We start from the raw sequence: 14,593 nt of genomic DNA, 5'->3' as shown, positions 1-14,593 counted from the left end.
GTCACCCGGCGTCGGTGCCACCGACGTCGTCGTACCGCGTGTACACGACGACGTCCTTCTCGTCGGTCGCGCCGCCGCACGGGCGGTTGAGGACCGTGTCCCAGGTGATGTCACCGCCGAACCCGCCACGGTCGGCCGACAGCACCGTCGACAGGTCCCCGACCGGAGCACGAGCCCGGCCGGCTCGACCTCCTCCCACTCGACCGTGCCGTCGACGAGGTCGTGGACGCCGGACGAGCAGTCCTCGGCGTCACCGAAGGGGACGCGACGACGAGCGGCCGTCGGAGGTGAGCGGACCGCACACCGTCAGACGGTCGCGGGACCGCCGAGCCCGTCTCCCGACGCCGCCGGCCCCAGTCGTGCCAGCGCGCCGTGGGCCGCGACGACACCCGTGCTGAACGACGCCTGCAGCAGGTAGCCGCCCGTCGGCGCCTCCCAGTCGAGCATCTCCCCCGCGACGAACGTGCCCGGCAACGCGCTCAGCATCAGCGACCCGTCGACCTGCGACCACGCGATGCCGCCCGCGGTCGAGATCGCCCTCTCGATCGGCATGGTGGCCGTCACCACGACCGGCACGGCCTTGATCCGCTCCGCCATCCCCGACGACGGCAGGGTGCCCGCGTCGGCCTCGCGCAGCAGCCCGATCGCCGCGGGGTCCAGGCCGACCGTGCGGCGCAGCCAGGACGACCCCGAGTCCTTGGGGCGGCGGCGCCCGAGCCGTTCGTCGAGCTGGGCGACGGTGAGGTCGGGCCGCAGGTCGATCTCGACGACGCAGCGGCCGTCCGCGTCGAGCGCCTCCCGGACCGCGGCACCGACGGCGTAGACCGGGCCGCCCTCGAGGCCGGTGCGGGTGAGCATCGCGTCGCCGCGGCCCCGTGCCGGGCGCCCGCGGACGGTCAGCGCCACGTTCTTCAACGGGGTGCCGGCGAAACGCTGCGCGAACACCTCCGTCCATCCCACGCGGACGCCGACGTTGGCCGCGCGCAGCGGCGTCACAGCGATCCCGCGGTCCGTGAACGGCCCGGTCCAACCGCCGTCGGCACCCAGCCGCGGCCAGGACGCGCCGCCGAGGGCGAACACCGTCACGTCTCCGCCGACCTCGACCGTCCTGCCGTCGGCGCCGGTGAACCGCGACGCACCGTCGGACGACCACCCGTCCCACCGCTGACGCTTCTCGATCCGCACCCCGAGGTCCGTCAGCCGCGCGAGCCACGCACGCATCAGGGGCGTCGCCCGGAACGAGAGCGGGAAGACCCGCCCGCTCGTCCCGACGACCGTCGGCTCCCCCAGCCCCGCGCACCAGGCGCGCAGGTCCTCCGGGCCGAACACGTCGAGCATCGGCCGCAACCGGTCCGCCGACGCGCCGTACCGCGCGAGGAAGGCGTCCCGCCCCTCGGTGTGGGTGATGTTCAGACCGCCGTGGCCGGCCAGCAGGAACTTGCGCCCGACCGACGGCATGCGGTCGTGCACCGTGACGTCCACACCGGCACGCGCCAGCACCTCGGCGGCGATGAGGCCCGCCGGTCCGCCGCCGACGACCGTCGCGGTACTCAACGGCGGGAACGTCCGCGCGCGTGGTGTGTGGGCACCGGGCGAACCTAGCCGACCGGCGGAGGACCCCTGCACCGCCGGTGCGCACGGCGCGGGCCCACGAGGCCGGCCACCCCACCTCATCGGCTACCACCCCCGATGCGCAGCGACGTGCGGCGACCCCTCACCGGCTGAGGGCGTCCGGCGCGGTCGGTGAAGGGCCGATGGCACCCACGCTCGTGGATGAGCCGGCCGGGTGTCCGCGACCCCCTGGTCATGCCGGTGCGCCCGGCGCGGGCGCACGACGAAGGCCGCCGTCCCCGAGGGGACGACGGCCTTCGGACGTGGAGGTGGCGGGAATCGAACCCGCGTCCGATGACGTGGGACCAGGGCTTCTCCGGGTGCAGTCCGCAGTAGATTTTCTCGGCCCCCACGATCACGCGGACAAGACGTGGACGGGCTCAGTCGGCTGAGAGTCCCGCCCGCCCCACCGACGAGGACGGACAGCAGTGGCTCTCTAGATGACGCCGGGAACTAGATCGAGAGCATGTCTAGGCCGACGGACTTCGAAGCCTCGCTCAGGCGGCGAGGGCGAAGTCGGTGCGCTTGGAATCGGCACCTATGAGTTGCACGGAGCGTTTACGAGATAACCGTGCATCCTCGACCCGCTTCACCTGGTTCGACGATCACCGTCGAAACCGATCACCCCCATGGGTGTTCTTCACTTGTCAAGCTCGCCGTCCGCCCTGGTGGGGCGGCCGGCGTGGACCAGCGTACGTCACAACGTCCACCGGCGTCATGGTCATTCCCCGCCCGGGCGGACTCCGCGCCGCCGGCACCGGGCTGCGCACCCCACGGTGCGAGCCCGGTGCCGTGCGCTGCCCCGGGTCACGCCTGGCCGGCCGGGTCCTGCTCCGGCGTCGCGTCCTGCGACGGGGCGTCGGACGACTCGTCCCGCGGGGCGTCCGAGCGGTCCCGCGGCGAACGACCCGGGCGCTCGTCGGTCGAGCCCGCGTCCTCGTCGGGACGGACCCGCGACCGGTCCTCGGACGCGTCGCCGTCCTGCGTCGACGGACCCGCGCCGCGGTCGCCGTGCTCGCCGCGCCCACCGGGCCGCTGCCCGTCGAATCCGCCCCGCTCGCCGCCGGCGAAGCGCTCGCCCTGCCACTCGTGGTGCATCCCGCGGTCGTCGCCACGGTCGTCGTGCGTGGCCAGCGCCACCGCGCCGCCGCCGACGACCAGGCCCAGGACCAGCGCACCGGCACCGATCAGCGAGGTCGCCAGCACGCTGAGGCTGCGGCCCTTGCCCTTCCCGGGGGCCGGTGCGGCGGGCGCCTCGCCCGGCACGGGCTCCGTCACGGGAGCGACCGGGTGGGCGGCGGCGGGCTGCGCCGGTGCCGGCGTCGCGGGGGTCGCCGCGCCGTCGGTCGGGCGGTTCGTGGTGGTGTCGTCCATGGTGCTGCTCCTTCCCGTCGGCGCCTCCATGGCGCCTGCTGCACCACAGGACACCCCGACGACCCGGGAGGGCACTGAGGCGGACCTAGGAGCGACCTGAGTGATGTGCCACGCCCGTCACCGGCGCCTCCCCGAGCCGGGCACGCCGGTCACGCACCCGACCACCACCGGTACCGGGCGAAGCCTCACCGACGTCCATCCATCAGATCGATGATCGCCCGGTACCACTCGCGCATCGACAGACCGTCACGCCGGGGGTCGTACGACGCGCGCCCGACCACTCCTGGACGAGCTGCGCCCGTGCACTGGGCCGCGCACCGGTGTCCACCCCGTCCCGGTGACGCGGAACCTGGTCAGCGCGCCTCGGCCCGCCCGGCCGGGCCGCCTCGACGTGTGACCTTCGCGAAGAGCTCCTTGGCCCTGCGCTGGTTCTCCGGCTTCGCCATCTCGCGCCGGGCGATCTGCGCCGCCTTCAGCGCGAGCCCGCTCTTCATCGCCCTGCCCAGGTAACCCATGGCTGCCCACCTCCGTGATCGTGGCGTCCCACGGTAGGGCGGCACGGGTGGCCGCGCGCGCCGGGGCGGGGCGGCCCGGCCCGCCGGATCGTGCACCCCGGTGCGCATGTCGGTGCCGTCCTCCACGATGACCTCATGGACCTGCCCGTGATGCCGCCCGTCGCGCCGATGCTCGCGAAGTCGGTCAAGGAGATCCCCGACGTCGGCCACGTCGAGCCGAAGTGGGACGGGTTCCGCACGATCGTGTTCCGCGACGGCGACCACGTGGAGCTGGGCAGCCGCAACGAGAAGCCCATGACCCGGTACTTCCCCGAGCTGGTCCAGTCCCTGAAGGCGAACCTGCCGCAGCGGTGCGTCGTCGACGGCGAGATCGTCCTCGTCTCGGGCGACCGCCTCGACTTCGACGCGCTGCAGCAGCGCATCCACCCGGCGGCGAGCCGCGTGAAGCTCCTGGCGGAGCGGACGCCGACGTCGTTCGTCGCCTTCGACCTGCTCGCCCTCGGTGACGAGGACCTCACGCACCGCCCCTTCTCCGAGCGCCGCGCGCTGCTGGTCGACGCGCTCGCCGGGGCCCGTGCCCCGGTCCACGTCACGCGCGCTACCGCCGACATGGCCGAGGCGCAGGAGTGGTTCCGGCAGTTCGAGGGGGCGGGCCTCGACGGTGTCGTCGCCAAGCCCTTGAACGCGCCGTACCAGCCGGACAAGCGCGCGATGTTCAAGATCAAGCACGAGCGCACGGCCGACTGCGTCGTCGCCGGCTTCCGCTGGCACAAGTCCGGTGACGCGGTCGGCTCGCTGCTGCTGGGCCTGTGGAACGACGAGAGCACCCTGCAGCACGTCGGGGTCAGCGCGTCGTTCCCGATGGCCCGCCGCCGCACCCTGCTCGACGACCTCGCGCCCTACCGGGACGTCGACCTGGCCGACCACCCGTGGGGCGCCTGGGCCGACCAGGCGGCGCACGCCGACCGGCGCATGCCCGGTGCGGTGAGCCGGTGGAGCGCCGGCAAGGACCTGTCGTTCGTCCCGCTGCGCCCCGAGCTCGTCGTCGAGGTCGCCTACGACCACATGGAGGGCGACCGCTTCCGCCACACCGCGCAGTTCCGCCGGTGGCGGCCGGACCGGGATCCCCGGTCGTGCACGTACGCCCAGCTCGACGAGCCGGTCCGGTACGACCTGGCGGACGTCCTCGGCCCCTGACGTCCCGGCACGGAGACGAGCCGAGCCCTCAGACGACGAGCAGCACGGCCGCCGTCACGACCAGCGTCGCGACGACCTCCCCCGCACCGATCACCGCCGGCCGCACCTGCGGCCACCGGTGCGGCACCAGCCGGGCGCGCAGCGCCAGCAGCGCGCCGACGCACCCGAGCAGCGGGTGCACCACCGCACCGACCGCGGCCACCACCAGGTGGTAGGCGACGGACGCGCGCCGCACGCGCGGGTCGTCCCGCTCGCGGATGAGCGACTTCACGTACGGGACCGTGCCGAGGAAGTACGCGGCGAGCACCGCCGTGGCCGTCCACACCGTCCGGGGCGCAGGGTCACCGGTCCCCAGCCCGGCCGCGACCGGCGTGAGCAGCGCGGCCGCGAGCACCGTCACGGTGTCGTTCCACCACGAGCGGTCGGCGCGCCGCACCGACGCGACGAGGCTGACGACGAGCAGCGGGAGGAAGGCCGGCGCCCACACCAGCAGGCGCGGGGCCACCGCCAGCAGCGCGGCGAGCAGGACGAGCCCGACGGCCCCGTACGTCACGACCGGCCCGCGGTAGCGGGGCCTGCGCCCGGACCGCAGCCACAGCCCGGCAGCGTGGTAGGCCAGGTACCCGACCAGCCACGCGACCAGCAGCAGCACGTGCCGCCAGGACCACCCGCCGAGCACCCCGCCGACGACGGGTGGGACGACGAGCATCGCCCACGCACCGTGCTGACGCGGCACCCAGCCCGAACCGGGCCGTCGGCGGCGAGGGCGCGCAGGGCGCACGTCGCGGACCGGCGCCGGTGACGAGGCCGGGGTGGGGGCGCTCATCCCGGCAGGCTAGGGCGCGGCACCCAGGGCCACCTGGGCCCCAGGTCCGTGCTCCGTCAGTCGGCCAGGCCGATCGCGTACCCGACGAAGAACAGCACGGCGAACACCACGACGACGCCGATGATCACGTAGGCCGCCCAGTTGGCGCCCCGCGACCCGGTCGCGGGCTGGTGGTCGGACGCACCGGACGTCGACGACTCCCCCGGCGGTGTGTCACCGGGGGCCACGGACCCGCCCGGCTCGAGGCCGGGCGTCGTGCCCGGGTCCGGGTCGGGGCTCGGCGGTGTGCTCATGCAGCTCCTCCTGTCGTGCCGTCGTCCCACGGTGCGCGACGTGCGGTGACCCGGCAACCGCAGGAGCCGCACGGGCCGCCTCGGTCGCGCCGGACGCTGCGCCGGTCTCAGTCGTCGACCAGCGCGAGCAGCTCGGCGTCCAGGGCGATCTGCGTGTCCAGCGTGACGTAGCCGCGGTCCTCGAACAGCACGGTGACCCTCTCGGGCTCCACGACGCTCACCGTGCCCGGGCCGAACTCCCGGTGCCGCACCTCCTGCCCGGGGCGGACCGCCCGGTCCGCCACCGCGAGGGACGTGCCCGCGTCGCAGCTGTCGCACCGGCCGCACGGGTCGGCGCGCTCCTCCCCCAGCAGTTCCAGCAGCAGGCGGCGCCGGCAGTCGGTCGTGTCGGTGTACGACCGGACGAGCTCGACCCGCGACGCCTCCAGCCGGGCGCGCCGCTCCCCCTGCTCGTGCACCTGCTCGAGGACGGTGCGCGGGTCGGCGTCGGCGATGAGCGACACCCGTCCGTCGTCGTGCCGCACGGCCCCCACCTGCTCGAGCGCCGCGAGCGCGCGGGCGACGGTGCGTCGCGCGAGCCCCGACCGTTCCGCGAGCACCCGCTGGTCCCCGGGTCCCTGCGCCAGCGCGGCCAGCACCTTCGCCAGCGTGCCGGGACGCGGGCCACCACCACCGCGCTGGTAGCGGGCGAGCGCGTGGTCCTCGGCACGGTGCACCACCAGCCCCCGGGCGGGCTCACCGTCCCGCCCGGCCCGCCCGACCTCCTGGTAGTACTGGTCGAGCGTGGCAGGCGGCCCCGCGTGCACGACGAGGCGCACGTCGGCACGGTCGATCCCCATGCCGAACGCGGACGTCGCGACGACGACGTCGTGCCGCCCGGCGAGGAACGCGTCCTGCGTGGCGGCCCTCTCGGCCGCGGGCAGTCCCGCGTGGTACACCAGCGCGGGCCGCACGTCCGCGAGCCGCTCGGCCAGCCGCTCGCAGTGCGCGCGGGTCCGGGCGTAGACGATGACCGGGCCCGGTTCCGCGGCGACCTCGGCGACGACTCCGGCGTCCCGTTCGTCCTCCGTGGCGGTGGGCCGAGCGCCCAGCCAGATGTTGGGCCGGTCGGCGTCGTGCACCAGCACGCGCGGGTCCCGCATGCCGAGGCGCCGCACGATCTCGTCGCGCACGTGCGTGGACGCCGTCGCCGTCAGGGCGAGGACGCGCGGTGCCCCGAGCCGTCGCGTCGCGGCACCGACCAGCAGGTAGTCGGGCCGGAAGTCGTGGCCCCACTCGGCGACGCAGTGCGCCTCGTCCACGACGACGAGACCGACGTCGGCGCCGCTCAACGCCGCGAGGACCACCTCGCGCTGGAGCTGCTCGGGGCCCAGCAGCAGCACGTCGAGGTCGCCGGACTCTGCTGCCGCCAGGGCGTCACGCTGCTGGGCGGCGCTCCGCACCGAGCTCACGGACGACACCCGCAGCCCGGACTCCCGCAGGGCCCGCTCCTGGTCGCGCTGCAGCGCGATCAACGGCGACACCACTACGGTGAGCCGCGCCGCGAGCAGCGTCGCGATCGCGTACACCGCGGTCTTGCCGGCGCCCGTACGGGCCACCAGCACCGTGTCGTGGGTGTCGAGCCCCGCGAGGGCGTCGCGCTGCGCCTGCCGCAGCGCCGTGCCCTCGCCCAGCACCCGGCCGACGGCCTCGTCGAGCTCCCGGTCCTCGGTCACGCCCACCGTCCCTCTCGTCGGATCCCGGGGTGATGTCTACCCGCGGCGGCGCGCGGCCGCGCGGTGAGCGCCTTCCGGTTGCCGCGCGGTCACCGTGGTCCCGGTTGCCGCGCGGCCCGCGGGCCCGGTCCGTGGCGTCGTGGGCTCGCGGCGCCGGCTCACCAGCCTCCGCCGCCACCTCCGCCGACGCCACCGCCGGAGAAGCCACCGCTGAAGCCGGAGCCCCCCGACGAGCCCGGCGTGGGCGCGGTGATCGCGGCCGTCGCGACGGACTCGAACCTGTCGATCGCCCCGACGAACCCGGCGGCCCAGAACCCGTGGGCGCCGGCGGTGTACGAGCCGACGTACCAGGAGGGCTCGTCCAGCACGCGACCCTGCGCGGCGAGGTCCGCGAACACGCGCGCCCACCGGTCCGCCAGCCCGAAGACGATGGCGTAGGGCAGGTACCGGCTGAAGACGTCCTGCCCCTCCTCGAACCGGATCTGGTCCGCCTCGGCGGTGGCGAGGTAGCGGCGGAAGCCGAGCGCCTGCGCCAGCACGGCGGTGCCGTCGGGTGTGCGCGCGGGGGCCGCACCGCTGAGCACCAGCACCAGCACGCCGACGAGCGCGACGGCGAGCCCGACGAGCGACAGCCCCGGCACGGTCTCCACGGCCCAGCCGGCGACGAACCCGATGCCACCCACGACCAGCAGCAGGATGCCGACGACGATCCACGACGTCCGCACGCTCTTGGGGTTGGCCCGGAACCAGCCGGTCGTGGTGACGTGGTCGTACAGCATGTCCTGCACCTTGGCGAGCGACGACGCGAAGGTCGTCCGCAGGTCCGAGAGCCGGACCTCGGGGCTCGTCTCGAACAGGTCGCTGAGCAGCCACGCCTCGAAGGGCAGCAACCCGTCGGTGCCCTCCCGCAGCCGCACGAGCGTCCAGTCCTTCGGCTTCCTCCGGGGGTCCGAGCGCGGCACCTCCTCGATGCGCAGCCAGCCGCGCACTGCGAGGTCGATGATGGTGGCCGTCACGTCGACCGGGTCGGCCTTCTCGTCGACGAGCGTGCCGATCTCCCCCGGCCGGGTGTCCGCCGGCGGCTGGAACTGCACGGAGACGGGCTCGCGGCGCGCACGGTGACCGGTCTGCGCCTCCTGACCCGCCGCCGGGCGCAGGCCCGGCGTCAGGCCGAGGTACGCGCGGTCGCGGCCCGTGCGGCGCACCCGGCTGATGGCGAGACCGCCGCCGACCAGCGCCACGACGGCGGCGACCGCACCGCCCGCACTCAGCGGGCGCAGCGGCAGCGTGGGATCCGGCTTGTCGCGCAGGATCGGCCGGACGCCGGGGAACGTGCCGCCGGGCCAGCCCGTCACGGTGGTGAGCTGGTCGCCGACCTCGACGACGTCCTGCGTGAACGTGGCCGACGAGCCGGCGGTTGTCGCCGAGCCGCACGGGGTCGTCGAGCCCGCGGGCCCGACGAAGCAGGCGGCACCCTCGACCGGCGCGGGGCCCGTGACCGTCACCGTGACGTCGGACAGCGGGACCTTCCAGCCGGCGCCGATGACGTTCCAGTACAGCTCGTCGCCGGAGTGCTGCGCGTTGGAGGGGTTGATCCAGCCGTCGACGCTCATCGTGATCCGGTAGGTCTGGACGCCGGACACGTCGTCGACGTCCTCGTCGCCGATCCGCAGGACCACCGCGTTCGACTCGTCCTCGCGGTACACCTGCGCCGGGGCCCCGGTGGGGCTGGAGGCCTGCACGTCGCGGTACTCGAACACCCGGTCCTGCTCGTCGTCGTACGACACCCGGGTGGGGAAGGACAGGTACGGGCCGCGACCGGGGTCGTCCCCGAAGTCGAAGTCGAGCTCGAGGGTCAGGTCGACGGTCCCGTCGGCGGCCGCGTCGGCCGTCACGTCGTACCGCGTGATCTCCTGCCCGCTCGTCAGGTCGCCCGGCGAACCCGCGGCGTACGCGACGGGGGGCGCCAGCAGCAGCACACCGAGGGCCACGAGGGCGACGAGCCCCAGCACGACGAGGCGTCGGACGGCACCGAGGACGGTGGCGTCAGGACCAGGGGCGGGGCGGCTCGTCACCGGTCGCGCCGCTCCCGGATCGCGCGCTGCGCCTCGAGGTTGTCCTGCCGCTCGCGCAGCGCCTGCCGCTTGTCCCAGTCCTTCTTGCCGACGGCCAGTGCGATCTCGACCTTCGCCCGGCCGTCGAGGAAGTACAGCGCGAGGGGCACGATCGTGTGACCCTTCTCGCGCGTGCGCGCCTCCAGGCGCTCGATCTCCTCGCGGTGCAGGAGCATCTTGCGCTTGCGCCGCGGCGCGTGGTTGGTCCACGTGCCCTGGGAGTACTCGGGGATGTGCACCCCGTGCAGCCACGCCTCGCCGCCCTCGACCTCGCCCCAGCCGTCGACCAGCGAGGCCCGACCGGCGCGCAGCGCCTTGACCTCGGTGCCCGTCAGCACGAGCCCGGCCTCGAGCACGTCCTGGATGAGGTAGTCGTGCCGGGCCTTGCGGTTGGCGGCGACCATCTGGCGGCCGTCGGCCTTCGCCTTCGCCACGGCACGGCCCTCCGTCCTGCTGCTCGTCGGTGGCGCGCGGGCCACCGGATGGGGCGCCCCTCGGGCGCGGCGCGGCGGTTGCCGCGGGGTCGAGCCTACCGGCGACCCCCGGCGGGGTCCCAGGTCATTGCGCCGCTGCGGTCACAGACCGAGGTACGGCCGGGGGTTCACGGTGCTGCCGTTGATGTACACCTCGAAGTGCAGGTGGCACGCGGCCGACGTGCCGGTGTTGCCGGCGTAGCCGATGACCTGTCCCGCGCTGACCCGTGCACCGGCACCGACGCTGAACGACGACAGGTGGTTGTAGCTCGACATGAGCGACGAGCCGTTGACCCAGCCGTGGTCGATCATGACCTGGTTGCCGTACCCGCCGCGGTACCGGGACCACTGCACGGTGCCGGAGCGCGCGGCGTACACGGGCTCGCCGCAGCGGTCGCGCAGGTCGATGCCCGCGTGCAGCCGCCAGTAGCCGAGCACGGGGTGCAGGCGGTTGCCGTACTCCGAGGTGACCACCATCGGGTTGTGCGCGGTGGGGTTGGCGAACAGGGCGCCCGGTCGGGCACCGCCGGGCTGGGAGCTGCCGCCACCGCCCCCGCCGCCACCACCACCGCCACCGCCGTTGCCGTTCTGGGCGGCGGCACGACGGGCGGCCTCCTCCTGCTCGCGCTGCACACGCTGCGCCTCGACGATCGCCGCGAGCTCGCTCGCGACCTTCGCCCGCTCGGCGTCGTTGGCCGCGACCTGCGCCTCCGCCTCGGACCTGCGCGACTCGATGTCGGCCTTGCGCTGCTGCTGCTCGGCGACCAGCCGCTCGACCTCGGCCTTGGCCGTCTCCGCCTGCGCCTGGGCCTGCCGGGCCTCCTCGAGCTTGACGTCGGCGGCCGCCTTCAGCTCGTCCACCTTCGCGCGGACCGCCGCCTGCCGCGCCTGGGCGTTCTTGTTCCTGGCGGCCAGCTCGGTCAGCTCGTCGAGCACCTGCGTCTGCGTGCGCAGCGCGGTCGAGACCATCCCGTACTTCTCGACGAAGTCCTGGGAGCTGTCGGCGTCGAGCACGACGCTCATCCCGGACACGTCGCGCCCGCCCTTGTACGCCTCGCGCGCCATCTGGCCGATGGCGACCCGGATCTCCTGCTCGCGGGCGTCGTCGACAGCGATCTGCTCGACGATCGCCGCCTCCTCGTCCTGCGCGGCCTGCAGGCGTGCGGCGAGGATCTCGGCCTCGCGCTGCGCGGCCTGGGCGGCGGCGACGGCCGCGTCGAGCGCGGCCTGGGCGGCGGGCAGCTGCGCCTCGACCTCGGCGAGCCGGGTCAGGGCGGCGGCCAGCTCGCCGCTGAGCTCCTCGATCGCCTCGGCGAGGTCCGCGGCACGCTGGTCCGCCGCCTCGGCACGCTGCTCGGCCGCGGCACGCTTGTTGGACAGGTCGTCGGCCACGGCCGGACCGCCCGCGGCGACGAACGCCGGCGCCGCGACCGCGAGGGCCGCCAGCAGCGCGACGACCGCCTGCAGCGGACGCCGCCGGGCGCCGGTGGAGGGGGTGCGGTCGGGTCGGGGCATGGTCATACCTTCGTGTATCGGCTCAGGGTGACCAGGGACGAGATCGCCGCGAGGACGAACGCGACGACGATCAGCAGCGGTGCGATCGCCAGCACGTCCGACGTCCCGACGTACGGGATCCACGGCACCGACTGGCCCAGCCAGTCCGTGACGAGGTACTCGACCCCCAGCCACAGACCGCCGATCGCCATGGCGGCGCCGAGGGTGGCGGCGATCGCGCCCTCGAGCATGAACGGGAGCTGGATGAACAGGGTCGACGCCCCGACGAGCCGCATGATGCCCGTCTCCCGGCGTCGGCTGAGTGCCGAGAGGCGGATCGTCGTCGTGATGAGCAGCACCGCGGCGAGCAGCATGATCGCCGCCAGGCCGGCCGCGGCCCACGTGGCGCGGTCCAGCACCAGGAACAGGTTGTCGAACAGGCGGCGCTGGTCCTGCACGGACTCGACGCCCGGCCTGCCGGACACGACGTCGGCGACCACCTGGTACTGCTCGGGGTCGGTCAGCTTGATGCGCAGCGAGGAGTTCATGTCGTCCGCCGTCACGGCCGACGCCCAGAACTGGTCCTGGAACTGCTCCTGGAACGCCTCGTACGCCTGCTGCTTGGACTCCTGGTAGATCTCCTGGACGTAGCCCGCGACCTCGGGGGCGTCGAGGGCGGCGAGCACCTCGGCCCGCTGCTCCTCGGTGACCTCGCCGGCCGCGCACGTCGGCGCGGTGGAGCCGGTGGGGCACAGGAAGACCGAGACCTCGACCTTGTCGTACCAGTCGTCCTTCATCTTCCCGATCTGCGTCTGCAGCAGCGCCGCGGCGCCCAGGAAGGTGAGGCACACGAACGTGACGAGGACGACCGAGATCGTCATCGACAGGTTGCGGCGCAGGCCGATGCCGATCTCGGAGAGGATGAACTGGGCGCGCATGTCCGATCCCCTCAGCGGTCCGAGCCGTAGACGCCGCGCGACTGGTCGCGCACCATCTCGCCCGTGCTCAGCTCGATGACGCGCTTGCGCATCTGGTCGACGATCTCGTCGTCGTGGGTCGCCATCACCACGGTGGTTCCGGTGCGGTTGATGCGGTCGAGCAGGCGCATGATCCCCAGGGACGTCGTCGGGTCGAGGTTGCCGGTGGGCTCGTCGGCCAGCAGGATCGCCGGCCGGTTGACGAAGGCGCGGGCGATCGCCACGCGCTGCTGCTCACCACCGGACAGCTCGTGCGGGCGGCGCTTCTCCTTGCCGGCCAGGCCGACCATGTCCAGCACGTCCGGCACGGTCGTGAGGATGTGGTGCCGCGGCTTGCCGATGACCTGCAGCGCGAACGCGACGTTCTCGAAGACCGTCTTGGTGGGCAGCAGGCGGAAGTCCTGGAAGACCGCGCCGATCTGGCGGCGCAGGTGCGGCACCTTCCAGCTCGACAGCGTGCCGAGCTCCTTGCCGGCGACGAACACCCGTCCCGCGGACGCCCGCTCCTCCCGGAGCACCAGGCGCAGGAACGTCGACTTGCCGGAACCCGACGCACCGACGAGGAAGACGAACTCACCGCGCTCGACGTCGAGGGACACCCGGTCCAGCGCGGGTCGTGCACCGCGCGCGTAGACCTTCGTCACGTTCTCGAACCGGATCACGACCGACCTCGCCTCGTCCTGCCCCCGGGCGTCGCCGGGGCCGCCCGCGGGCCGCGAGCCTCATCGAGGGTAGAAAGGTCGTCACCCGGACGAGGGCAGGACACGCCGCCGCCGGCCTGTGAATCGGCGCGCAGGACGGACGACCGTCCGACTCGTCCCGGTCCGTCCCGGGCGCCGCTGCGCGACGCCGGGTGGCGTCCGGTCAGGCGCCGGCGATCTGCTGACCGCGGCGCCAGCGGACGCCGGCCTCGATGAAGTCGTCGATGTCACCGTCGAACACCGCGGCGGGGTTGCCGACCTCGTGCTCGGTGCGCAGGTCCTTGACCATCTGGTACGGCTGCAGCACGTAGGACCGCATCTGGTCGCCCCACGACGCCTTGATGTCGCCCGCCATCTCCTTCTTCGCGGCGCGCTCCTCCTCCTGACGCTGCAGGAGCAGGCGCGACTGCAGGACGCGCAGGGCGGCGGCACGGTTCTGGATCTGCGACTTCTCGTTCTGCATCGACACGACGATCCCGGTGGGGATGTGCGTCATGCGCACGGCCGAGTCGGTGGTGTTGACGGACTGCCCGCCGGGACCGGAGGACCGGAACACGTCGACCTTGATCTCCGACTCGGGGATCTCGATGGAGTCGGTCTGCTCGATGAGCGGGATCACCTCGACGGCGGCGAAGGACGTCTGGCGACGGCCCTGGTTGTCGAACGGCGAGATCCGGACCAGCCGGTGCGTGCCGGCCTCGACGGACAGGTGCCCGAACGCGTAGGGCGCCTTGACCTCGAACGTCGCCGACTTCAGCCCCGCCTCCTCGGCGTAGGACGTGTCGAGCACGGACGTGGCGTACCCGTGCCGCTCCGCCCAGCGCAGGTACATGCGCATGAGCATCTCGGCGAAGTCCGCCGCGTCGACGCCGCCGGCACCTGCGCGGATCGTGACCACCGCGTCACGGATGTCGTACTTGCCCGCCAGCAGCGTGCGGACCTCGAGCTCACCGAGGTCCTTACGGATCTTGACGAGCTCGGCCTCGGCCTCGGCGAGCGTGTCGGCGTCGTCCTCCTCCGCGGCCATCTCGACGAGCGTCTCCAGGTCGTCGATCCGCCCGCCGAGCTTGGTCACGCGGTCGAGCTCGGACTGCGTCGAGGACAGCGCGCTGGTGACCTTCTGCGCCGCGTCGGGGTCGTCCCACAGGTCGGGGGCGGATGCCTGCTCGGAGAGCACGGCGATCTTCTCCCGCAGCGCGGTGGGGTCGCTCACCGACTGGATCGACTCCAGCGTGGAGCGCAGCTCGCGGATCTCGGCAGGGAAGTCGGTGGTGGCCACGGCCGTCCAGGCTACCCGCTCCGC

Annotated in this window: 14 protein-coding genes and 1 other RNA gene; 1 reads left to right on the top strand and 14 read right to left on the bottom strand. The window is 73.8% G+C overall.

Features of this window, described 5'->3' with window-relative positions; all coding sequences use genetic code 11:
• Position 1 precedes the first annotated feature (1 nt).
• The 5 genes from BMZ16_RS19330 to BMZ16_RS19325 all read right to left on the bottom strand — a co-directional run bounded on the left by BMZ16_RS19330 (position 2) and on the right by BMZ16_RS19325 (position 3,479).
• Positions 2 to 145, bottom strand: coding sequence for a hypothetical protein (locus tag BMZ16_RS19330; RefSeq protein WP_177199708.1), 144 nt, complete (start codon positions 143 to 145; stop codon positions 2 to 4).
• Positions 146 to 306: 161 nt separating this feature from the next.
• On the bottom strand, positions 307 to 1,554 hold the full coding sequence (locus tag BMZ16_RS13500) for a BaiN/RdsA family NAD(P)/FAD-dependent oxidoreductase (protein ID WP_255366658.1): 1,248 nt from the start codon (positions 1,552 to 1,554) through the stop codon (positions 307 to 309).
• Positions 1,555 to 1,872: 318 nt separating this feature from the next.
• Positions 1,873 to 2,240, bottom strand: a transfer-messenger RNA (tmRNA) gene (gene ssrA / locus BMZ16_RS13495).
• A 178-nt stretch (positions 2,241 to 2,418) separates the two neighbouring features.
• Complete coding sequence (locus BMZ16_RS13490; protein WP_089801365.1) at positions 2,419 to 2,985, bottom strand: hypothetical protein; 567 nt, start codon at positions 2,983 to 2,985, stop codon at positions 2,419 to 2,421.
• Between the two features lie 353 nt (positions 2,986 to 3,338).
• A complete protein-coding gene (locus BMZ16_RS19325) occupies positions 3,339 to 3,479 on the bottom strand; it encodes a hypothetical protein (RefSeq protein WP_177199702.1) in 141 nt (46 codons plus the stop codon).
• Between the two features lie 156 nt (positions 3,480 to 3,635).
• Here BMZ16_RS19325 and BMZ16_RS13485 point away from each other — a divergent pair, with 156 nt between their 5' ends.
• On the top strand, positions 3,636 to 4,697 hold the full coding sequence (locus BMZ16_RS13485) for an ATP-dependent DNA ligase (protein ID WP_089801363.1): 1,062 nt from the start codon (positions 3,636 to 3,638) through the stop codon (positions 4,695 to 4,697).
• 28 nt (positions 4,698 to 4,725) lie between these two features.
• Here the strand turns inward: BMZ16_RS13485 and BMZ16_RS13480 are convergent, their stop codons facing one another.
• From BMZ16_RS13480 to prfB, 9 genes are all read right to left on the bottom strand, one after another.
• Positions 4,726 to 5,523: a YwiC-like family protein gene (locus tag BMZ16_RS13480; protein WP_089801361.1), complete on the bottom strand. Its 798-nt coding sequence runs from the start codon at positions 5,521 to 5,523 to the stop codon at positions 4,726 to 4,728.
• 56 nt (positions 5,524 to 5,579) lie between these two features.
• Positions 5,580 to 5,816, bottom strand: coding sequence for a DUF6480 family protein (locus tag BMZ16_RS13475; protein WP_089801359.1), 237 nt, complete (start codon positions 5,814 to 5,816; stop codon positions 5,580 to 5,582).
• A 107-nt stretch (positions 5,817 to 5,923) separates the two neighbouring features.
• Entirely contained in the window at positions 5,924 to 7,531 is a 1,608-nt protein-coding gene (locus BMZ16_RS13470) for a RecQ family ATP-dependent DNA helicase (protein WP_255366656.1), read from the bottom strand.
• Between the two features lie 158 nt (positions 7,532 to 7,689).
• Positions 7,690 to 9,606 carry a DUF2207 domain-containing protein gene (locus BMZ16_RS13465; protein ID WP_089801355.1) on the bottom strand — a complete coding sequence of 639 codons (1,917 nt, stop codon included), beginning with the start codon at positions 9,604 to 9,606 and terminating at the stop codon, positions 7,690 to 7,692.
• Positions 9,603 to 10,079, bottom strand: a complete 477-nt coding sequence (gene smpB, locus BMZ16_RS13460) for an SsrA-binding protein SmpB (RefSeq protein WP_089801352.1) — start codon at positions 10,077 to 10,079, stop codon at positions 9,603 to 9,605. The genes BMZ16_RS13465 and smpB overlap by 4 nt, the downstream gene beginning before the upstream one ends.
• Before the next feature lie 141 nt (positions 10,080 to 10,220).
• Positions 10,221 to 11,633: a M23 family metallopeptidase gene (locus BMZ16_RS13455; RefSeq protein ID WP_255366655.1), complete on the bottom strand. Its 1,413-nt coding sequence runs from the start codon at positions 11,631 to 11,633 to the stop codon at positions 10,221 to 10,223.
• 2 nt (positions 11,634 to 11,635) lie between these two features.
• On the bottom strand, positions 11,636 to 12,550 hold the full coding sequence (gene ftsX, locus BMZ16_RS13450) for a permease-like cell division protein FtsX (RefSeq protein ID WP_089801350.1): 915 nt from the start codon (positions 12,548 to 12,550) through the stop codon (positions 11,636 to 11,638).
• An 11-nt stretch (positions 12,551 to 12,561) separates the two neighbouring features.
• Entirely contained in the window at positions 12,562 to 13,251 is a 690-nt protein-coding gene (gene ftsE, locus BMZ16_RS13445) for a cell division ATP-binding protein FtsE (RefSeq protein ID WP_089801348.1), read from the bottom strand.
• Between the two features lie 202 nt (positions 13,252 to 13,453).
• Positions 13,454 to 14,569, bottom strand: coding sequence for a peptide chain release factor 2 (gene prfB, locus BMZ16_RS13440; protein WP_089801347.1), 1,116 nt, complete (start codon positions 14,567 to 14,569; stop codon positions 13,454 to 13,456).
• Positions 14,570 to 14,593 lie beyond the last annotated feature (24 nt).

It is taken from the genome of Cellulomonas sp. KH9 (assembly GCF_900114185.1).
Taxonomy (GTDB): domain Bacteria; phylum Actinomycetota; class Actinomycetes; order Actinomycetales; family Cellulomonadaceae; genus Cellulomonas.
Note: the sequence above shows the minus strand (reverse complement) of the source record. Positions and strands in the feature narration are given on the sequence as shown.